This window comes from Kitasatospora sp. NPDC058115 (assembly GCF_042884635.1).
GTDB lineage: Bacteria > Actinomycetota > Actinomycetes > Streptomycetales > Streptomycetaceae > Kitasatospora.
Genome location: NZ_JBHVTL010000004.1, coordinates 266,865 through 286,443, shown reverse-complemented (window position 1 = coordinate 286,443; position 19,579 = coordinate 266,865). Strand labels below are relative to the sequence as shown.

The following is a 19,579-nucleotide window of genomic DNA, read 5'->3' as shown; positions in this document are numbered from 1 at the left end:
GGAATGACCGACGCGCCGTACGACCCGCACACCACCGCCGGCAAGCTCGCCGACCTCCGGCGCAGGATCGACGAGGCGGTGCACTCCGGCTCCGCCACGTCGGTGGAGAAGCAGCACGCCAAGGGCAAGCTGACGGCCCGCGAGCGGGTCGCGGAGCTGCTGGACGAGGACTCCTTCGTCGAGTTCGACGAGTTCGCCCGGCACCGCTCCACCAACTTCGGCCAGGAGAAGAACCGGCCCTACGGCGACGGCGTGGTCACCGGCTACGGCACCGTCGACGGCCGTCAGGTCGCCGTTTTCGCCCAGGACTTCACGGTCTTCGGCGGCTCGCTCGGCGAGGTGTTCGGCGAGAAGATCGTCAAGGTCATGGACTTCGCGCTGAAGACCGGCTGCCCGGTCATCGGCATCAACGACTCGGGCGGCGCCCGGATCCAGGAGGGCGTGGTCTCGCTCGGCCTGTACGGCGAGATCTTCCGCCGCAACGTGCACGCCTCCGGGGTGATCCCGCAGATCTCGCTGATCATGGGCCCCTGCGCGGGCGGCGCGGTCTACTCCCCCGCCATCACCGACTTCGTGGTGATGGCCGACCGGACCTCCCACATGTTCATCACCGGCCCCGACGTGATCAAGACCGTCACCGGCGAGGACGTCGCGATGGAGGAGCTGGGCGGCGCGCGCACCCACAACACCAAGTCCGGCAACGCGCACTACCTGGCCGCGGACGAGAAGGAGGCGATCGAGTACATCAAGAGCCTGCTGTCGTACCTGCCCTCCAACAACCTCTCCGACCCGCCGTCGTTCCCGGAGGAGGCGGACCTCTCCGTCACCGACGAGGACCTCGAACTCGACACCCTGGTACCGGACTCGGCGAACCAGCCGTACGACATCCACCGGGTGATCGAGCACGTCCTCGACGACGGCGAGTTCCTGGAGACCCAGCCGCTGTACGCGGGCAACATCGTCACCGGCTTCGGCCGGGTCGAGGGCCACCCGGTCGGCGTCGTCGGCAACCAGCCGATGGACCTGGCGGGCTGCCTGGACATCGCCGCCAGCGAGAAGGCCGCGCGCTTCATCCGCACCTGCGACTCGTTCAACATCCCGGTGATCACCTTCGTCGACGTGCCCGGCTTCCTGCCCGGCACCGAGCAGGAGTGGGACGGCATCATCCGGCGCGGCGCCAAGCTGATCTACGCCTACGCCGAGGCGACCGTGCCGCTGATCACCGTGATCACCCGCAAGGCCTTCGGCGGCGCGTACGACGTCATGGGCTCCAAGCACCTGGGCGCCGACCTCAACCTGGCCTGGCCGACGGCGCAGATCGCCGTGATGGGCGCGCAGGGCGCGGTCAACATCCTGCACCGGCGGGAGATCGCCGAGGCGGAGGCGGCCGGGAGCGCCGACGAGAAGCGGGCCGAGCTGATCGCCTCCTACGAGGACACCCTGCTCAACCCGTACCTGGCCGCCGAGCGCGGCTACGTGGACGCCGTCATCGCGCCGAGCGAGACCCGCCGGCACATCGTCCGCGGGCTGCGCGCGCTGCGCGGCAAGCGCGAGGTGCTGCCGCCGAAGAAGCACGGCAACATTCCGCTGTAGTGGCCGGCCCCGGAGGACCGCGAGAGGATTGACCATGGCCCCGATCCACGTGCTGCACGGGCAGCCGACCCCCGAGGAGCTGGCCGCCGTCCTGGCGGTGGTCCAGGCCCGGGCCGCCGCCGCGCAGGCCGCCGCCGAGGCCGCCCGCCGGGCCGGCGCCGGCCCGGACTCCGCCTGGAACGACCGCGCGCGCCGGATGCGCGCCACCCCGCGCCCGGGCGTCAACGCCTGGCGCACCTCCGGCTGGGCCGGGTAGCGCCGGCCGCCGCCCGCCGGACGGACGGACGTGCACGGTGCCACGGGCGACCTCGCAGGGTGCACGTCCCCCCGAGCCGCTCCGCACGAAGGCGGAGCGGCTCCCCACGGCGGCACCGGGCGGCGGCACCGGGCGACTTCGCGGTGCCGCCGCTCCGCGGGGTTCGCGGCGAGCGCCCGGCAAGGCCCGGATTGCCCCGAAAGCTGAGTACGGATACTCAGGCGCCCCGGCCGCCCGCCGGAGCACCCTGGAACGATGCTCTGGTCAGACCCCCGCGACGAGCCCTCCCCGGAAGCCCGGCGGATGCAGCGCAAGCTGCACCGGGCCGGCCATGTGCTCGCCGTCCTCGCCCTGTTGATCGCCGTTCTGCTGATGATCTGACGATCGCTGGACGGGCCGCCCCGGGCACCCCTCTACCCTGGTGGGCATGACCGACCGCCGCACCCTCGTCCTCGCCTCCGCCTCCCCCGCCCGCCTCGGGCTGCTGCGCCAGGCGGGCCTCGACCCGCGCGTGGTGGTCAGCGGCGTCGACGAGGACGCGCTCACCGCCCCCACCCCCGGCGCCCTCGCGCTCGTCCTCGCCGAGGCCAAGGCCGAGGCCGTCGCCGCCGGCCTCACCGACGGGGAGCTGGTCATCGGCTGCGACTCCGTGCTGGAGCTGGACGGCCTGGCCCTCGGCAAGCCCGCCGACGAGGCCGAGGCACTGGCCCGCTGGCAGTCGATGCGCGGCCGAGCCGGAGTGCTGCGCACCGGCCACTGCGTGATCGACACCGCCGGCGGCCGGCAGGCCTCCGCCACCGCCTCCACCACCGTGCGCTTCGGCACCCCGGACGACGCCGAGGTCGCCGCCTACATCGCCACCGGCGAACCGCTGCACGTGGCGGGCGCGTTCACCCTGGACGGCCGCTCGGCGCCGTTCGTCGAGGGCATCGACGGCGACCCGGGCAACGTCATCGGCCTCTCGCTGCCGCTGCTGCGCACCCTGCTCGCCGAGCTGGACCTGCGGATCACCGATCTCTGGGCCTGACCGCCCCGGCCCTGGAGCGCGCGCCGGCCCCGCCGGAGCCCGCCGGGACGAACGGCACGATTGTCGCCGACCACCCCGCCCACGGGCCGGCGGTGAGGCACCCTGGAGGAGCATCCGGGGCGACACCACCGCCCCGGCGCGACGGGGGAGGTGGCGGGCGGGATGACCGACGGTCTGCTCAACGTGCTGCTGGGCCTGCTGGCCGGCGCGATCAGTGCCGCGCTCGGCTGGCTCGGCCAGAGCCTGCGCCGCAGGCACCGGCTGGAACGGGCCCGGGCCTTCCTCGGCCTGCCGGCCGGCAGCGAGTGCCTGATCGTGGTCAACCGCAGCATCGGCGCCGGGGCGCACCCCCGGACGGTCACCCGGCGCGACGCCTACGCGCTGATGGAACTGGCCGCCCTGGTGAAGGAGTGCGGCGCGCACGCCGACCTGGTCGCCCACGACGCCGCGCCGCGCGGGCTCGGCACCCGCACCGAACTCTGCTTCGGTGGCCCGGTCTCCAACGAGCGGATGGCCGCCCACCTGGCCTGGGGCCTGCCCGGGGTGACGATCTCCAGCGACCACGCCCGCCCGGACAACACCATCACCGTCGGCGGCCGCTCCTACGCCGCCGATCCGCAGGCCGGCGAGTACGTGCTGCTGGCCCGGCTGGCCACCCCCGGGGACGGCCGCCCGGTCTTCCTGATCTCCGGCCAGACCGGCATCGCCAACCACGCCGGAGTCCGCCACCTGGTGACCCACCACCGGCGGCTGGCCCGCCGGTACGGCACGGACGGCAGCTTCGCGCTGCTGCTCAAGGTGGTCAACCCGGCCGCCTACGGCCCCGACGTCGTCGAGCGGGTCGCCGACGTCACCGCCCCGGCCCTGGAGCGCGCGCCGGCCCCGCCGGAGCCCGCCGGGCCGTCGCCCCGGGCCGCCGCGCCCGCCGCCGGCGCCTGAGCCCGGCGCACGGAGCGCTCCCGACCGGATGTGGCCAACACCACCGCCGCGCCACGCCGCCCCGTCACCGAACGCGAGCGCCGGGCCGCCGTCGACGTACCCGCCACGACCTGCGAGGACTCCCGCCGGGCCGCCCGGCACCCGTCCGAGCGCATCACCCTCCGTGTGGGATAGTTCACAACCTGGGGCTACTCGCCGGTACTGCCCAGGAATCCATAAACTCGACGAGGTTCAAGAAGGGAGCCACAGTGCGCAAGGTGCTCATCGCCAACCGCGGGGAAATCGCCGTCCGCGTCGCCCGGGCCTGCTCGGACGCCGGTATCGCCAGCGTCGCCGTCTACGCCGAGCCGGACCGGGATGCGCTGCACGTCCGCGCGGCCGACGAGGCTTACGCGCTGGGCGGCGACACCCCCGGCACCAGCTACCTGGACATCGCCAAGGTCCTCCAGGCCGCCGCCGACTCGGGTGCGGACGCCGTCCACCCCGGTTACGGCTTCCTGTCGGAGAACGCCGACTTCGCCCAGGCCGTGATCGACGCGGGCCTCACCTGGATCGGCCCGCCGCCGCAGGCCATCCGCGACCTCGGCGACAAGGTGACCGCCCGGCACGTGGCGCAGCGCGCCGGTGCCCCGCTGGTGGCCGGTACGCCGGACCCGGTCGCGGGTGCCGACGAGGTCGTCGCGTTCGCCCGGGAGCACGGCCTGCCGGTCGCCATCAAGGCGGCGTTCGGCGGCGGCGGCCGCGGCCTGAAGGTCGCCCGCACGCTGGAGGAGATCCCGGAGCTGTACGACTCCGCGGTGCGCGAGGCGGTCGCCGCCTTCGGCCGCGGCGAGTGCTTCGTCGAGCGCTACCTGGACAACCCGCGGCACGTGGAGACCCAGTGCCTGGCCGACAAGCACGGCAACGTGGTGGTCGTCTCGACCCGTGACTGCTCGCTGCAGCGCCGCCACCAGAAGCTGGTCGAGGAGGCCCCCGCGCCGTTCCTGACCCCGGAGCAGAACGCCGAGCTGTACCGGGCGTCGAAGGCCATCCTGAAGGAGGCCGGCTACGAGGGCGCCGGGACCTGCGAGTTCCTGGTGGCGCTGGACGGCACGATCTCCTTCCTGGAGGTCAACACCCGTCTGCAGGTGGAGCACCCGGTCACCGAGGAGGTCACCGGGATCGACCTGGTCCGCGAGATGTTCCGGATCGCGGACGGCGAGGAGCTCGGCTACGGCGACCCGGAGGTGCGCGGTCACTCGTTCGAGTTCCGCATCAACGGTGAGGACCCGGGCCGCAACTTCCTGCCCGCCCCGGGCACGGTGACGCTGTTCGCGCCGCCGTCCGGCCCGGGTGTGCGGCTGGACTCGGGCGTGGAGACCGGTTCGGTGATCGGCCCGGCCTGGGACTCGCTGCTGGCGAAGCTGGTCGTGTCCGGCCGGGACCGCAAGCAGGCGCTGGAGCGGGCGCGGCGCGCGCTGGCGGAGTTCAGGGTCGAGGGCATGGCGACGGCCATCCCGTTCCACCGGGCGGTCGTCACGGACCCGGCGTTCGCGCCGGAGGTGCACGGCGGTGACGGGCCGTTCAAGGTCTTCACCCGGTGGATCGAGACCGAGTTCGAGAACACCATCCCCGCGTTCGCCGGTACGGCCGGCGAGGGCGAGGAGGCGGAGGGCCGGGAGACCGTGGTCGTCGAGGTCGGCGGCAAGCGGATCGAGGTCTCGCTGCCGTCCTCGCTGGGCGTCGCGGCCGCTCCGGCCGCCGGTGCCGGGGCCGCGAAGGCCAAGCGCCGCGTGGGGGCGAAGAAGGCCGGTTCGGCGGTCAGCGGTGACACGCTGGCGTCGCCGATGCAGGGCACCATCGTGAAGGTCGCGGTCGAGGAGGGCCAGGTCGTCGCGGAGGGCGAGCTGATCGTCGTCCTGGAGGCGATGAAGATGGAGCAGCCGCTGAACGCGCACAAGGCGGGCACCGTCGTCGGCCTCAAGGCCGAGGTGGGGGCGAGCGTCTCCAGCGGTGCGGCGCTCTGCGAGATCAAGGACTGACGCGTCCCGCGTCCTCCGCCGCCGGTCCGTACACCTTCGGGTGTGCGGACCGGTCGTGTTTCCGGCGGTGGATCAGGTGCGGCGCGGGCCCTGTGAGGGTGCTGCGCGGGCCCTGCGCGGGTGCGGGGGCCGGACGGGCGTGACCGGGGGTCAGCGTCCGCGCTGGAGGCCGAGTTCGGCGAGCCTGGCGGGCAGCGGTCCGCCCGGGCCCGCCGGCCCGCCGTGGCCGGGTCCGTGGCCGTGGACGCCGGGGCGGCGCTGGCCGGGCAGCGGGGCGCCGCCGGGGGGCGGCGGGACGGGGCGGCGGGCCATCGGACCCGGCTGGGTCTGGTGGACGGGACCGCTGCCGGTGCCGTGCACCGGGGCGTCACCGGACGGCGGGGCGCCGAGCGGCGCGAGGTCGATCCGCACCCCGCAGTCGGCGAGCGCATCGAGCTCCCGCGCCGTGGTGTCGTCGGCGGTGGCGTGCTCGTCGGTGACGAGGCGGGTGATGGTCTCGGTGGGGACGGTCTGGAACATGCTGTCCGCGCCGAGCTTGGTGTGGTCGGCGAGGATGATCACCTCGGCGGCCGACTGCACCAGGGCCCGGTCCACGCTCGCGGAGAGCATGTTGGTGGTCGACAGACCGCGCTCGGCGGTCAGTCCGCTGCCCGAGACGAAGGCCTTGGTGACCCGCAGCCCGTGCAGGGACTGCTCGGCGCCGCTGCCGACGAGGGCGTAGTTGGAGCCCCGCAGGGTGCCGCCGGTCATCACCACCTCCACCCGGTTGGCGTGCGCGAGCGCCTGGGCGACCAGCAGCGAGTTGGTCACCACGGTCAGCCCGGGCACCCGGGCGAGGCGGCGGGCGAGTTCCTGGGTGGTGGTGCCGGCGCCGACCACCACGGCGTCGCCCTCCTCCACCAGGCCGGCGGCGAGATCGGCGATGGCGCTCTTCTCGGCGGCGGACAGGTGGGTCTTCTGCGGGTAGCCGGGTTCGCGGCTGAAGCCGCCGGGGAGCACCGCGCCGCCGTGCCGGCGGTCGAGGAGCCCTTCTGCCTCCAAGGCCCGTACGTCGCGGCGCACGGTCACTTCGGAGGTCTGGACGACGCGGGCCAACTCGCGGAGCGAGACCGCTCCGTTGGCGCGCACCATTTCGAGGATCAACTGGCGACGTTCTGCTGCAAACACAGAACCGACGGTAACCTGCGTGACCGTCTGCTTTCAGGCGTTTGCTGCTAGTAGCGGGAATTGCTCACAGCGGAGCGGCGCGTGACCGTACAATGCGCGCCGTCGGCGGTCCGGGACTGCGCCCGCCGTCCGGGTGACGGGCGGGGGTGGGCGGCGGGCGGCCGCCCGGCCGCGACCGCCCCCAACTGAGCGCGCTGGGCTCAGTTTTCGCCCTCGTCGCGCTTGCGGATGTGGAGCTGGCGGGCGGCCTCGGCGGTGGAGCCGGAGACCGACGGGTAGACGGTGAAGGCGCTGGCCACCTGTTCGACGGTCAGATTGGCGTCCACCGCGAGCGAGATCGAGTGGATGAGCTCGCTGGCGCGCGGGGCGACGACCACGCCGCCGACCACGATGCCGGTGCCGGGGCGGCAGAACAGCTTCACGAAGCCGTCGCGGATGCCCTGCATCTTGGCCCGCGGATTGCCCCGCAGCGGGAGCTTGACCTCGACCGCGTCCATCTTGCCGCACTCCACGTCGGCGGCGGTGTAGCCGACGGTCGCGATCTCCGGGTCGGTGAAGACGTTGGAGGCCACCGTCTTGAGGTTCAGCGGCTGCACCGCGTCGCCGAGCGCGTGGTACATGGCGATCCGGCCCTGCATGGCCGCCACCGAGGCGAGCATGAAGACGCCGGTGCAGTCGCCGGCCGCGTAGACGCCGGGGGCGCTGGTGCGGGAGACCCGGTCGACCTGGACCTGACCCCAGTCGTTGAGCTTGACCCCGGCCTCCTCCAGGCCCATCTCGGCGGTGTTCGGGATGGAGCCGACCGCCATCAGGCAGTGGGTGCCCTCGATCACCGTGCCGTCGGAGAGGATGACCTCGACCGTGTCGCCGATCCGCTTGACGCTCTCGGCCCGCGAGCGGCTCATCACGTTCATGCCGCGGCGGCGGAAGACCTCCTCCAGCACCTCGGCGGCGTCCGGGTCCTCGCCCGGCAGCACCCGGTCGCGCGAGGAGACCAGGGTGACCCTGGAGCCCAGCGCCTGGTAGGCGCCGGCGAACTCGGCACCGGTGACGCCGGAGCCGACCACGATCAGCTCGCGCGGCAGCTCCTCCAGGTCGTAGACCTGGGTCCAGGTCAGGATCCGCTCGCCGTCGGGCTGGGCGTCGGGCAGCTCGCGCGGGTGGGCGCCGGTGGCGATCAGCACGGCGTCGGCGCGCAGCGACTGCACGCTGCCGTCGGGCGCGTCCACCAGCACCTCGCGGGAGCCGTCCACGGCCTGGCCGCCGGTGCCGAGCCGGCCGCGGCCGCGCAGCACGGTGACGCCGGCCCGGGTGACGGACTGGGTGATGTCGTGGGACTGCGCGATGGCCAGGCGCTTCACACGCCGGTTGACCTTGCCGAGGTCGACGCCGACCACGCGGGCCGGGGTGTCGATGTGGGGGGTGTCGTCGGCGACGATGATGCCGAGTTCCTCGTACGAGCTGTCGAAGGTCGTCATCACCTCCGCCGTCGCGATCAGCGTCTTCGACGGAACGCAGTCCGTGAGCACCGCCGATCCGCCCAGGCCGTCGCGGTCGACGACGGTCACCTCCGCGCCGAGCTGGGCGGCGACGAGCGCCGCCTCGTAGCCGCCGGGTCCGCCACCGATGATCACGATCCGAGTCACGTCAACCATTGTCCCGCACGCCGGGAGCACTGCCACGCCGGGGTCGGGGCTTCTGTCGGATCGGCCGGTGAACGTAGGCTTCGCCCATGCCCCTTTACGCCGCGTATGCCACGAACCTCGATGCCCGGCAGATGACCCGCCGCGCTCCGCACTCGCCGCTGCGCGGCACCGGGTGGCTGTCCGGCTGGCGGCTCACCTTCGGCGGCGAGCACCTCGGCTGGGAGGGCTCGCTGGCCACGGTGGTGGAGGACGAGAAGGACCAGGTCTTCGTCTCGCTCTACGACGTGGCGCCGATGGACGAGGAGGGACTGGACCGCTGGGAGGGCGTCCAGCTCGGCATCTACCGGAAGATCAAGCTGCGGGCGCAGACCCTGGACGGCGACGTGCCGGTCTGGACGTACGTGCTGAACGACTACGAGGGCGGCCTGCCGGCGGCCCGCTACCTGGGCCTGATCGCGGACGCGGCGGAGAGCGCCGGCGCCCCCGACGACTACGTCCTGGACCTGCGCCGCCGCCCCTGCTGACCTGCCGGGCCTCGTGACCTACCAGGCCCCGGCCGTACCGGCCAGGGCCGCGACGACCTCCGCGCGGCGGGCCGGTTCGGTGCGCAGCGGGTTGGCGAGTTCGACGTGCAGCCAGGTGACGCCGAGACCGGCGGCGTGGCGCCCCCCGACGTTGATGGTGCCCGCGAGCCGTCCGCAGGTCTGCTGCCAGGGCCGGCACACCACCAGTCCGGCCGCCTCCAGCGCCGCCGCGGTGCTCTCGGCGGCCTCGCCGGGCGCCCCGGCGCCGCTGGAGACCACCGCGTCCGTGCCGGGCAGGCTGTCCTCGTCGAAGCCGTGCAGCTGGAGGCCGGGCAGTCCGCGCCCGGTGAGGGCCTCGACGACGGCGGCGAAGACGGTGTCGTCGCGGTGGGCGACGTCCGCCGATCCGTCGGTCCCGGCCCGCCGGTGGGCACCGGCGAGGACGAGGACGCCGCCGGGCGCCGCCCGGAACAGTTCGGCGCCGAGGATCTCGGTGCGGCTGTCGGAGACCGGGTGCGGGACCTGGGCGGACCAACGGGTCCGGGCGGAGAGGTCCAGGTAGATCCGGCCCCAGCCGCGCGGGTCGGCGCCGGAGGCGTCGGCGATCTCGGCGGTGCGGCGGCCGCTGACGGCCTCGGTGAACTCGGTGAGCCGGTAACCGACGGCGGCCAGCAGCGGGCCCGCCCGGTCGGGGCGGCCGTCGAGGGCCGCCAGGACCCCGTCGGCGACGGCGCCGCGCTGGGCGGCGTCCGGGGCGGTGTAGGCGCCGTGGGCGAAGGCGGCGGTGTAGGCGTCGACCCGGTCGACGAGGTCGACCGCGAGCGGGCCGGACGCGGTGGCGGGACGGGGGGCCGCCGGGTCCCGTGCCCAGCCGCGGGCGGCGAGGGTCAGTCCGCCGGCGAGGGCCGCCAGGACGAGCAGCACCGTGACCGGCCGTCGCGCCGCGCGTCGCGCATCCCGTTTCTCCACGGGGAAGAACCTACCGCGCAAGACCCGAGCCCCATGATCGAAAAGATCGTGACCGAAGCTTCCTTCATCCGAAATCGTTACGAGACACGATAAGCGGAACCCGTTCGTACGCTTTTGAGGTTTCGGCCGGGCCCAGCCCGGTCGCGGTGGGGCTCCAGGGGTGGGTGGCGCACTGCCGCCCGACGCACCGGACCCGACCCGACTCCCCCGACGAGGCACCCCCGTGAGCACGGCCCCCACCCCGCCGCGACAGCACCGCTATCGCCGCCGGGCCGACATGCCGCTGCTCGGGGGCATCCGCCCGCCGATCGCGCTGCTGCTCGTCCTGCTGCTGGCCGTCTCCGCGATCACCGCGCTGACCGTCGGCGGCCTGCGGGTGGACGACACCCCGCAGGCGGTCCGCGAGTCCCACCAGTACGCCGCCGAGGACACCGCCCTGTCGCTGCGGGCGGGCCTGCGGGAGAACACCGCCGACCTGCTGCGCTCCGCGGCCCGCTACGACCGGGCGCCCGCCGAGCCCGCCGAGGTGCTCACCGCGCTCGGCCGGGCCTACCGCAAGTGGCGCGGCACCGTGATCGTCCGCCCGGACACCGGCCGGCTGCTCGCCGCCCGCGGCGAGACCGTCCCGCTGGCCGGCCTCGACCTCGGCCGGGTGACCGACACCGCGCCCGCACCGCTGCTCGTCCCCTCCGCCGCCGGCACCCGGCTGCTGACCTTCGCGATGGTCAGCACCGTCCACGACGGCCGGGCGCTGCTGGTCGCCTCCGACAACCTGCGGCTGCCGGAGCTCGCCACCCGCGACGGCCAGACCATCCAGGTCCTCGACACCGCCGGCACCGTCCTCGACACCACCGGTGCCGGGCTCCCCGACGAGGACGCCCGGCAGCTGGTCACCACCGCCCTGGACCGGGTCACCGCACGCCCCGCCGCCCCCGCCGCCACCCCGGGCGCGGTCGTCTCCGGCAGCCTGGCCGGCGGCGCCGACCCCCGGGGCGTGCGCCGGGTGGCCGGCTACGCCGCCGTCGCCGGCGCCGCCGCCGACCCGCACGACCCGGCCACCGCGCTCGGGCTCACCGTCGTCTCCACCGGCACCGTCGACGGCAGGGCCGCCGGACTGCGCCACCCGGCCCTCGGCCTGGCCGCCGCCGGCGCCCTGGTGGCCGTCGCCCTGCTGCTGGCGTGGTTCCTGCGCCGCACCCTCCAGCGCCCGCTGCTGCGGCTCTTCCTGGAGGCCCGCCGGCTCACCCGGGGCGAGCTGGACCGGCCGGTGCGCGGCCCGCGGCGCGGCGAGGCCGGACGGATCGGCCGCGCCCTGGAGGAGCTGCGGCGCCAGCTGCTCGACCCCGCCCGCCCGCCGGCCGCCCCGGCACCCGCGCCCCGGCGCCGCCGGCCCGGCGCCGCGCTGCCGCTCGGCCTGGCCGCGGCCGTCGTGCTCGGCTGGTCCGGCCCGCTGCTGCTGCTCGGCGGCAACGACGGCGAGGTCCGCGTCCCCACCCAGGTGGTGGCCGGCCAGCGGGACCGCACCGACAACGCCGCCGACCGGCTGCGCCAGGCGCTCAACGAGGGCTACGCCGACCTGCGGGCCCTCGCCCCCGAACTCGCCACCGCCTCCGTCGGCGACGCCCGGACGCTGCTGCGCACCGCCCTCGCCCGGCACGAGCGCTACCGCGCGCTGTACGTGCTCGGTCCCGGCGGCGAGGTGCTCGCCCGGGCCGGCGAGGAGCCGCACCGCACCGGCCCCGGGGCGCTCGGCCCGGGCGGCGTGCTACTGCTCAACACCTCCGGCAGGGAGCCCCGGATCGCCGCCCGGACCCCGCTCGCCGTCCCCGCCGCCGACGACGCCGCCCCCGCGGACGTGCCCGTGGACGCCCCCGCGGACGACGCGCCGCCCGCCGGTCCGGTGCTGGTCGGCGAGTTCCGCACCGACTTCCTCGGCTCCCTGCTCGACCGGCCCGGCCTCGGCCGGGTCTGGCTGCTCGACGACCGCCACCGGGTGCTCGCCGCCAACGGGGCCTACGCCTCCTTCGGCGAGCTCCCCGAGGGCCGCGCCCGCGGCGTCCTGTCCACCGTGAGCGGCGGCGGGGCGAAGCACGCCGCCGAGGTCGTGCGCACCGGCGGCGACCCGGTGCTGCTCGCCGCCGCACCGCTCGGCGGCCGCGGCGCCGTCGCCCGGCTCGGCTGGTCCGTCGTCACCGCGCACCCGGTGTCCTGGCTGCACCTCGACCAGAACCGGGCCGACCGGCGCGCCGTCCTGGCCGGCATGCTCGGCCTGGCCGCCGCCGCGCTCTGCCTGGGCTGGCTGTACGTCGCCGTCGGCCTGCCGCTGCGCCGGCTCACCGCGAGCGCCGAGGCGCTCGCCGCCGGGGACCGCCGCACCGTGCTCCACCCCGTCCACCACGACGAGGTCGGCGCCGTCGCCCGCAGCCTGGAGCTGATCCGCCAGGACCTGGAGCGCGCCGAGCGCGAACGGGCCGACCGCGAACGCGCCGGGCACCGCGCCCCCGCCGCCCCCGCCTTCTGAGAGGGACCCGTGCTCTTCCTCTACTTCGTCCTGCTGGCGTGCTGCGCCGTCCTGCTGGTGGCCGGCATCGTCGAACAGCGCCGGCACTTCGCCGCCCTGGACCAGATCCCCACCCGGGTCCTGGTCAACGGCATCCGCGGCAAGAGCTCGATCACCCGGCTGTGCGCGGGCGCGCTGCGCGGCGGCGGCCTGGTGACCGTCGCCAAGACCACCGGCACCGCCGCCCGGTTCATCCACCCGGACGCCACCGAGGAGCCGGTCCACCGGAAGTTCGGCATCGCCAACGTGGTCGAGCAGATCGGCATCGTCCGCCGCGCCGCCACCTACCGCCCGCACGCGCTGGTGATCGAGTGCATGGCCGTCATGCCGGCGCTCCAGGAGGTCAACCAGACCAAGCTGATCCGCTCCACCATCGGCGTGCTGTGCAACGTCCGCGAGGACCACCTCGCCGAGATGGGCCCGACGCTGGACGACGTCGCCCGCTCGCTGTCGCGCTCGATGCCGGTCGGCGGCGTCTGCGTCACCGCCGAGCGGGAGCGCGCGCACATCCTGCGCGAGGAGGCCGCCCGGCGGAACTGCGAGCTGATCGAGGTCGACCCGGAGTCGGTCAGCGACGAGGAACTGCGCGGCTTCAGCTGGTTCACCTTCAAGGAGAACGTGGCCGTCGCGCTGGCCGTCGCCGCACTGCTCGGCGTGGACCGGCAGACGGCGCTGCGCGGCATGTGGGCGGCCCCGCCGGACCCGGGCGTGCTCTCGGTCGAGCGGTACCGGACGGCCGACGGCAAGCGGCTGCGGTTCGCCAACGTCTTCGCCGCCAACGACCCCGAGTCGACGCTGATGAACGTCCGCCAGCTGGAGGACCTGGGAGCGATCCACCGCCCGCTGCACGTGGTGGTCAACTGCCGCCCGGACCGCGTCGAGCGCAACGGCCAGATGGGCCAGATCGTGCCGGACCTCGACCCGGACACGCTCTTCCTGATCGGCCACCCCACCAGGAGCGCCCGGGACGCCGTTCCGGCCGGCTGGGGCGGGCGGGTCGTCGACCTCGGCGGCGACCGGCGGGACCCGGCGCGGCTCACCGCCGAGCTGCTGGACGCGCTCGGCCCCGACTCCTCGCTGGTCGCGATCGGCAACATCCACGGCCAGGGCGAGCTGCTCCTGGAGGAGCTGGCCCGGCTCGCCCCGGACGACGAGCCCGCGGACGCGGCGGCGTACGAGCCGGTGCACGGACCGGTCCACGTCCCCGAGCCGCTGCCCGAGGCCTGGTTCGAGCCGGCCGCCCCCGACGCCCCGTACCAGCCGTACGACCCCCACCACCCGTACGACCCGTACGACCCGTACGGCTCGTACGCCCCGTTCGGCACATACGCCCCGTACGACCGCCCCCACCCCCGCCACGACGGAGACCAGCCGTGATCCCCACCGAGCTCACCCCCGAGATCGCCGCCATCGGCATCGCGCTCGGGCTGGTCTTCTCGCTGGTCTGCTACCTGACCACCAACCTCTCCCCCGGCGGCATGATCACCCCCGGCTGGCTGGCACTGACCCTGGTCGAGGACCTCCAGCGGGTCGCCATCGTGGTCGGCGTCACCGTGCTCACCTACCTCGCCACCCGGGTCGTGCAGAAGCTGGTGATCCTCTACGGCAAGCGGCTGTTCGCCACCGTGGTCCTGATCGGCGTCCTGCTCCAGGCCACCGTGATGCTGGTCCTGCAGCGCGAACTGCCCACCCTGTACGCCAACCAGACCCTGGGCTTCATCGTCCCCGGCCTGATCGCCTACCAGCTGGTCCGCCAGCCCCGGGCGGCCACCCTGACGGCGACCACGACCGTCACCCTCGCCACCTACGTGGTGCTCACCGCCGGCCTGCTGCTCGGCGCCCTGCCCGGCGCCTGATCCCCCGGCACCCGAACCCGGCACCCCACCCCCGGAGCCCGAACCGCCATGCCCGTCACCCGGAAGTCCCTGCTCAGCGGCGCCCTCGCCACCACCCTGCTGGCCACCAGCGGCTACCTCACCGTCCAGCTGCGCGAGCGCGACCCGCACCCCGTCCCGGCCGGCGCCACCGCACCGCTGCTCACCGCCCCCACCCCGGCCCCCGCCGGCACCGCCGCCGCGGCGGCGGCCGGACCGCGCTACGAGAGGCTGGCCGGGCCCGACCGGACCGTGGTGCGCGACGCGCGCGGCGGCATCCTCGCCACGCTGACGGACGGCGCCCGCACCGCCGTGCTGACCGGCCCCAGCCGCACCTTCGCCGAACCGGGCACCACCAGCGCCGTGCTGACCGGCGACAGCTGGGTGCGGCTGATGCCGCAGCCGTGGAAGGCCGGCGCCCAGGACGAGGCCTGGTTCCGCACCTGGTTCACCCGGTACCTCGGCTCCACCGAGGACGACGTGCTCGCCGTCGCCACCCAGTACCTGGCGGGCGCGCCGGAGGGCAGGGACGGCAAGGGCGTCCGCTTCAAGGGCGACGCCTCGTTCGGCCCGCTCAACCCCGACGGCTCGTCCGGCAACGACCTGCGCCTGGAGCAGACCGACTTCCTCGACTACCTCGGCGTGCCGTACACCTTCGCCGACAAGGTGACCCGGCGCCCCGACCGGACCCGCTACGGCGCCTTCGACTGCTCCGGCTTCGTCCGGATGGTGTACGGCTACCGCTCCGGCTACCCGCTGCTGTCCAAGGACGCGCCCGGCCCCGGCCTGCCCCGCACCGCCAACGGCCTGGCCCGGACCGGACCGGGCGTTCCGGTGCTGCCGCTGACCACCGTGCCCGGCTCGGACACCACCGTGCGGCCCACCTCGACCGACCCGCTGCTCCCCGGCGACCTGGTCTTCTTCGAGATCGACGCCCGCACCGGCGCCCGGCTCGACCACACCGGCATCTACCTGGGCCTGGACACCGACGGCCACCCCCGGTACGTCTCCAGCCGCGAGGAGGCGGACGGGCCGACCTTCGGCGACAAGGGCGGCACCGCCCGGCTGGACGACAACGGGCTGTACGCCAAGGGGCTGCGCAGCGCCAAGCGGCTCTGACCGGCCCGGCCGCGCGCGGTGACCGCCCGCAGCGCGGCGCCGAGCGGTGCGTCCAGGCCCGTCCGGGTAACGATCCGGCACGTCGTACCAGGAATTTCTACGCGCGTAGTCGTTTCCCGTCTATCCTCGGACACGTGAACGCATCTCCTCAGTCGGTCGTCTCCGCCGACCCCTACGCCGCCGCCCAGGCCGCCGCCGAGCGCCTGCGCGAGCTGACCGGTGCCGAGCGCCACGACGTCGCCCTGGTGATGGGCTCCGGCTGGGTGCCGGCCGCCGACGCCCTGGGCGAGACCGTGGCGGAGTTCCCGGTCACCGACCTGCCGGGCTTCCCCGCCCCCGCCGTGGCCGGCCACGCCGGCACGATCCGTTCGGTGAAGATCGGCGAGAAGCGCGCCCTGATCTTCCTCGGCCGCAACCACTACTACGAGGGCCACGGCGTCGCCACCGTCGTCCACGGCGTGCGCACCGCCGCCGCGGCCGGCTGCGGGATCATCGTGCTGACCAACGGCTGCGGCGGCCTGCGCCCCAGCTGGGTGCCCGGCCAGCCGGTCCTGATCAGCGACCACATCAACCTGACCGCCGACTCCCCGATCGTCGGCGCCAACTTCGTGGACCTCACCGACCTCTACTCCAAGCGGCTGCGCGAGCTGTGCCGCGAGGTCGACCCGAGCCTGGACGAGGCCGTCTACGTCCAGTTCCGCGGCCCGCACTACGAGACCCCGGCCGAGGTCAACATGGCCCGGGTGATCGGCGGCGAGCTGGTCGGCATGTCCACCACCCTGGAGGCCATCGCGGCCCGCGAGGCCGGCGCCGAGGTGCTGGGCATCTCCCTGGTCACCAACCTGGCCGCCGGCATGACCGGCGAGCCGCTCAACCACGCCGAGGTGCTGGAGGCCGGCAAGGCCTCCGCCGAGCGCATGGGCGCGCTGCTGGCGAAGGTCCTGGAGCGGATCTGACGCCGGCGCGGGTGCGGACGGCATGAGCGACGGGGCCCCGGGCGGGTGTGATCACCGGATCACACCCGCCCGCGGGCCCCGTCCGCGTCCGCCGGCCCGGCACGCCCCGCCCGGGACGCTCCGCCCGACACGCCCCGCCCGGCCGGACGCCGAGCCGCACCGCCGCCGGGCCGTACGTTTCGTCCTGTCCCGGCCCGCCCGCTCTCCCGCCCGTCCCCACCTCACACCCGTCTCCCCGGGCCCGTCCCACCGGGCCTGGGCCGGGGCACCCTCCCCGGCCGACCACCGACGCACCTTCCCGATGGAGCTGCAGCCATGACGCAGGCAACCACCACCGACCTCCTCGCCCGGGCCCGCACCTGGCTCGCCGAGGACCCGGACCCGCAGACCCGCGAGGAACTCGCCGCGCTGCTCGCCGCCGCCGAGGACCCCGAGGCCGAGTCGACGGCCAAGCTCGCCTGGGCCGAGCTGGCCGAGCGCTTCGCCGGCCGCCTCCAGTTCGGCACCGCGGGCCTGCGCGGCGAACTCGGCGCCGGGCCGATGCGGATGAACCGCGCCGTGGTGATCCGGGCCGCCGCCGGCCTGGTCTCCTACGTCAAGGAGCAGGGCCTCGGCGACCTCGTCGTCATCGGCTACGACGCCCGCCACAAGTCCTACGACTTCGCCCGCGACACCGCCGCCGTGGTGGTCGGCGCCGGCCTGCGCGCCGCGCTGTTCCCGCGCCCGCTGCCCACCCCGGTGCTCGCCTTCGCCGTCCGCCACCTCGGCGCGGCCGCCGGGGTGACCGTCACCGCCAGCCACAACCCGCCGCAGGACAACGGCTACAAGGTCTACCTGGGCGACGGCTCGCAGATCGTGCCGCCGGCCGACGCGGGCATCGCCGCCGGGATCGACGCGATCGGCTCGCTGCACGAGGTCCCGCTCGCCGAGAGCGGCTGGGAGACCGTGGACGAGTCGGTGGTCGAGGCCTACCTGGACCGCGCCGCCTCCATCGTCGACCCGCACAGCCCCCGCGACCTCGCCGTCGTCTACACCCCGATGCACGGCGTCGGCCGCGACACCTTCCTCACCGCCCTGGACCGGGCCGGCTTCCCCGCGCCCACCGTGGTCGCCGAGCAGGCCGAGCCGGACCCGGACTTCCCGACCGTGGCCTTCCCCAACCCGGAGGAGCCGGGGGCGATGGACCTCGCCTTCCGCACCGCCTCCTCGGCCGGCCCCGACATCGTCATCGCCAACGACCCGGACGCCGACCGCTGCGCGGTGGCCGTCCCCGTCGACGGCGACACCGCCGGCGGCGGGCTGGGCGCGGCCGGCTGGCGGATGCTGCGCGGCGACGAGGTCGGCGCGCTGCTCGGCGCCGCGCTGGTCGCCAAGAAGGCCGCCGGCACCTTCGCCACCACCATCGTCTCCTCCACCCTGCTCGGCCGGATCGCCGAGGCCGCCGGGCTCGGCTACGCGGAGACCCTGACCGGCTTCAAGTGGATCGCCCGCGCCGAGGGCCTGCGCTACGGCTACGAGGAGGCGCTCGGCTACTGCGTCGACCCGCAGGGCGTACGCGACAAGGACGGCATCACCGCCGCCCTGCTGGTGGCCGAGCTCGCCGCCACCCTCAAGCGCTCCGGCCGCACCCTGTCCGACCTGCTCGACGACCTCGCGCTGGAGCACGGCCTGCACGCCACCGACCAGCTCTCCGTGCGGGTCGAGGACCTGTCGCTGATCACCGACGCCATGCGGACCCTGCGCGAGCAGCCGCCCACCACGCTGGCCGGCCTCACCGTGACCCGCGCCGACGACCTCACCGCCGGCTCGGCCGATCTGCCGCCCACCGACGGCCTGCGCTACTACCTGGCCGGCGACGCCGTCCGCTCGGCGCGCATCGTGGTCCGCCCCTCCGGCACCGAGCCCAAGCTCAAGTGCTACCTGGAGGTCGTCCTCCCGGTCGCCACCGCCGCCGACCTCGCCGACGCCCGCACCCGCGCCGCCGGGCTCCTCGCGGCGGTCAAGCAGGACCTCGCCGCGGCCGCCGGCATCACCGCCTGACCGGCCCCGGCACAGCAGGAAGGGCCCGCCGTCCGGCGGGCCCTTCCCGTTTCCGTCGTGTCCGGCCGCTCAGACCGCGATCACCGTGATCAGCGCCGCCAGCCCGGCCAGGGTCGGGGCGATGATCCACCAGCACCAGCGCACCTCGACCGGGCCGGCGGCGTCGGGGCGCGAGGCGTTGCGCTCGGCCATCTCCTGGAGGACGTTCACCACCTGGTCGGACCAGGCCCTGGTGGGGTCCGACGAACCCTGCACCCCGGGGCCCGAGGGGGTGCCGCCGCCCTGGCCGAAGACCATGCCGAGCCGGGAGGCGTGCTGCGGCCGGCCGCCACGGTCCTGGGCGCGGGCCGCGCGCTTGCGCTGGCGCAGCGACACCGGCACCGCCCACACCTGGTACTTCCTGCCCTCGGTGAGCAGTTCCACCGAGTACCCGGCGCGCAGCGCGTCGACGGCGGCCCAGGGGGCGGTGATGGTCCGCAGCGGGTTGCGCACCACCAGCCGCCGGTCGTTGGCCCGCACGGCGGGCCGCAGGGTGTAGGCGATCACGGGGAACGCGAAGACCGGGATGGCGGCCAGCGACACCCACGGCGTCTTGCCGGTGCCGTTCAGCGCCGCGTCGCCGATCAGCCAGGCCGCGACGGCCAGCAACAGCACCCCGGAGATGATGCCGGGAACGGAGCGGTACACGCGGTCGGCGTACACGGGCTCCCCATCGGAGCCGGCCGGGCCGTGGTGGGGCCGGCCGTCGGAATCGGTCATGCCGACGATTCTGCCCCATGGCCCCCGGGATCCACAGGGGCGGCGATCACACCGCCAGGTCTCGGTCCGGCATCGATGCGTGCCGGGCCTAGCGGTGGACTACGCGCGTAGATATGCTGGTGTGGTGAC

Annotated in this window: 17 protein-coding genes; 13 read left to right on the top strand and 4 right to left on the bottom strand. The window is 74.9% G+C overall.

Translation table 11 applies throughout. From position 1 onward, the window contains the following. Positions 1–3: 3 nt before the first annotated feature. The 6 genes from ACFVVL_RS06400 (at position 4) to ACFVVL_RS06375 (ending at position 5,836) form a co-directional block, all read left to right on the top strand. Positions 4–1,593 carry an acyl-CoA carboxylase subunit beta gene (locus tag ACFVVL_RS06400; protein WP_387671695.1) on the top strand — a complete coding sequence of 530 codons (1,590 nt, stop codon included), beginning with the start codon at positions 4–6 and terminating at the stop codon, positions 1,591–1,593. Between the two features lie 34 nt (positions 1,594–1,627). Beyond that, positions 1,628–1,849 carry an acyl-CoA carboxylase epsilon subunit gene (locus ACFVVL_RS06395; RefSeq protein WP_380290679.1) on the top strand — a complete coding sequence of 74 codons (222 nt, stop codon included), beginning with the start codon at positions 1,628–1,630 and terminating at the stop codon, positions 1,847–1,849. Between the two features lie 255 nt (positions 1,850–2,104). Continuing rightward, the gene (mmpB, locus tag ACFVVL_RS06390) at positions 2,105–2,230 is read left to right on the top strand and encodes a morphogenic membrane protein MmpB (protein ID WP_380290681.1); all 126 of its coding nucleotides are present in this window, start codon (positions 2,105–2,107) and stop codon (positions 2,228–2,230) included. A 46-nt stretch (positions 2,231–2,276) separates the two neighbouring features. Then, on the top strand, positions 2,277–2,876 hold the full coding sequence (locus ACFVVL_RS06385) for a nucleoside triphosphate pyrophosphatase (protein ID WP_380290683.1): 600 nt from the start codon (positions 2,277–2,279) through the stop codon (positions 2,874–2,876). A 162-nt stretch (positions 2,877–3,038) separates the two neighbouring features. Beyond that, positions 3,039–3,815 (top strand): hypothetical protein, encoded by a 777-nt coding sequence (locus ACFVVL_RS06380; RefSeq protein ID WP_387671692.1) that lies wholly within the window; start codon positions 3,039–3,041, stop codon positions 3,813–3,815. Positions 3,816–4,063: 248 nt separating this feature from the next. Next, positions 4,064–5,836, top strand: a complete 1,773-nt coding sequence (locus ACFVVL_RS06375) for an acetyl/propionyl/methylcrotonyl-CoA carboxylase subunit alpha (RefSeq protein WP_380290687.1) — start codon at positions 4,064–4,066, stop codon at positions 5,834–5,836. Between the two features lie 150 nt (positions 5,837–5,986). On the opposite strand, the gene ACFVVL_RS06370 is transcribed toward ACFVVL_RS06375, so the two are convergent. Both ACFVVL_RS06370 and ACFVVL_RS06365 read right to left on the bottom strand, forming a co-directional pair. Then, positions 5,987–6,967 (bottom strand): DeoR/GlpR family DNA-binding transcription regulator, encoded by a 981-nt coding sequence (locus tag ACFVVL_RS06370; RefSeq protein WP_387671731.1) that lies wholly within the window; start codon positions 6,965–6,967, stop codon positions 5,987–5,989. Positions 6,968–7,203: 236 nt separating this feature from the next. Beyond that, positions 7,204–8,658 (bottom strand): NAD(P)H-quinone dehydrogenase, encoded by a 1,455-nt coding sequence (locus ACFVVL_RS06365; protein WP_380290689.1) that lies wholly within the window; start codon positions 8,656–8,658, stop codon positions 7,204–7,206. Positions 8,659–8,735: 77 nt separating this feature from the next. Here ACFVVL_RS06365 and ACFVVL_RS06360 point away from each other — a divergent pair, with 77 nt between their 5' ends. Continuing rightward, positions 8,736–9,173: a gamma-glutamylcyclotransferase gene (locus tag ACFVVL_RS06360; RefSeq protein ID WP_344331090.1), complete on the top strand. Its 438-nt coding sequence runs from the start codon at positions 8,736–8,738 to the stop codon at positions 9,171–9,173. An 18-nt stretch (positions 9,174–9,191) separates the two neighbouring features. Here ACFVVL_RS06360 and ACFVVL_RS06355 read toward each other — a convergent pair whose 3' ends face one another. Beyond that, complete coding sequence (locus tag ACFVVL_RS06355) at positions 9,192–10,142, bottom strand: hypothetical protein (RefSeq protein WP_387671690.1); 951 nt, start codon at positions 10,140–10,142, stop codon at positions 9,192–9,194. A gap of 223 nt (positions 10,143–10,365) precedes the next feature. Between ACFVVL_RS06355 and ACFVVL_RS06350 the strand changes: the two genes are divergently transcribed. The 6 genes from ACFVVL_RS06350 (at position 10,366) to ACFVVL_RS06325 (ending at position 18,691) form a co-directional block, all read left to right on the top strand. Next, positions 10,366–12,663 carry a HAMP domain-containing protein gene (locus ACFVVL_RS06350; RefSeq protein WP_387671688.1) on the top strand — a complete coding sequence of 766 codons (2,298 nt, stop codon included), beginning with the start codon at positions 10,366–10,368 and terminating at the stop codon, positions 12,661–12,663. A 9-nt stretch (positions 12,664–12,672) separates the two neighbouring features. Next, positions 12,673–14,079 (top strand): poly-gamma-glutamate synthase PgsB, encoded by a 1,407-nt coding sequence (pgsB, locus tag ACFVVL_RS06345; protein WP_387671686.1) that lies wholly within the window; start codon positions 12,673–12,675, stop codon positions 14,077–14,079. Next, positions 14,076–14,558: a poly-gamma-glutamate biosynthesis protein PgsC/CapC gene (locus ACFVVL_RS06340; protein ID WP_387671684.1), complete on the top strand. Its 483-nt coding sequence runs from the start codon at positions 14,076–14,078 to the stop codon at positions 14,556–14,558. The genes pgsB and ACFVVL_RS06340 overlap by 4 nt, the downstream gene beginning before the upstream one ends. Positions 14,559–14,606: 48 nt before the next feature. Further along, positions 14,607–15,695: an NlpC/P60 family protein gene (locus ACFVVL_RS06335; protein ID WP_387671682.1), complete on the top strand. Its 1,089-nt coding sequence runs from the start codon at positions 14,607–14,609 to the stop codon at positions 15,693–15,695. Positions 15,696–15,829: 134 nt separating this feature from the next. Next, positions 15,830–16,651, top strand: coding sequence for a purine-nucleoside phosphorylase (locus ACFVVL_RS06330; protein WP_380290701.1), 822 nt, complete (start codon positions 15,830–15,832; stop codon positions 16,649–16,651). Positions 16,652–16,966: 315 nt separating this feature from the next. Continuing rightward, entirely contained in the window at positions 16,967–18,691 is a 1,725-nt protein-coding gene (locus ACFVVL_RS06325; RefSeq protein ID WP_387671680.1) for a phospho-sugar mutase, read from the top strand. 69 nt (positions 18,692–18,760) lie between these two features. Here ACFVVL_RS06325 and ACFVVL_RS06320 read toward each other — a convergent pair whose 3' ends face one another. Continuing rightward, positions 18,761–19,450, bottom strand: coding sequence for a PH domain-containing protein (locus ACFVVL_RS06320; protein WP_387671678.1), 690 nt, complete (start codon positions 19,448–19,450; stop codon positions 18,761–18,763). Positions 19,451–19,579 lie beyond the last annotated feature (129 nt).

What these genes read in the sequence shown, in the direction of transcription:
- ACFVVL_RS06400 (WP_387671695.1), top strand. Translation starts at nt 4, where the DNA reads ATGACCGACGCGCCGTACGACCCGCACACCACCGCCGGCAAGCTCGCC.
- ACFVVL_RS06380 (WP_387671692.1), top strand. Translation starts at nt 3,039, where the DNA reads ATGACCGACGGTCTGCTCAACGTGCTGCTGGGCCTGCTGGCCGGCGCG.
- ACFVVL_RS06320 (WP_387671678.1), bottom strand. Translation starts at nt 19,450, where the DNA reads ATGACCGATTCCGACGGCCGGCCCCACCACGGCCCGGCCGGCTCCGAT.
- ACFVVL_RS06370 (WP_387671731.1), bottom strand. Translation starts at nt 6,967, where the DNA reads ATGGTGCGCGCCAACGGAGCGGTCTCGCTCCGCGAGTTGGCCCGCGTC.
- ACFVVL_RS06325 (WP_387671680.1), top strand. Translation starts at nt 16,967, where the DNA reads ATGACGCAGGCAACCACCACCGACCTCCTCGCCCGGGCCCGCACCTGG.
- ACFVVL_RS06395 (WP_380290679.1), top strand. Translation starts at nt 1,628, where the DNA reads ATGGCCCCGATCCACGTGCTGCACGGGCAGCCGACCCCCGAGGAGCTG.
- ACFVVL_RS06365 (WP_380290689.1), bottom strand. Translation starts at nt 8,658, where the DNA reads ATGGTTGACGTGACTCGGATCGTGATCATCGGTGGCGGACCCGGCGGC.
- ACFVVL_RS06335 (WP_387671682.1), top strand. Translation starts at nt 14,607, where the DNA reads ATGCCCGTCACCCGGAAGTCCCTGCTCAGCGGCGCCCTCGCCACCACC.
- ACFVVL_RS06385 (WP_380290683.1), top strand. Translation starts at nt 2,277, where the DNA reads ATGACCGACCGCCGCACCCTCGTCCTCGCCTCCGCCTCCCCCGCCCGC.
- mmpB (WP_380290681.1), top strand. Translation starts at nt 2,105, where the DNA reads ATGCTCTGGTCAGACCCCCGCGACGAGCCCTCCCCGGAAGCCCGGCGG.
- ACFVVL_RS06360 (WP_344331090.1), top strand. Translation starts at nt 8,736, where the DNA reads ATGCCCCTTTACGCCGCGTATGCCACGAACCTCGATGCCCGGCAGATG.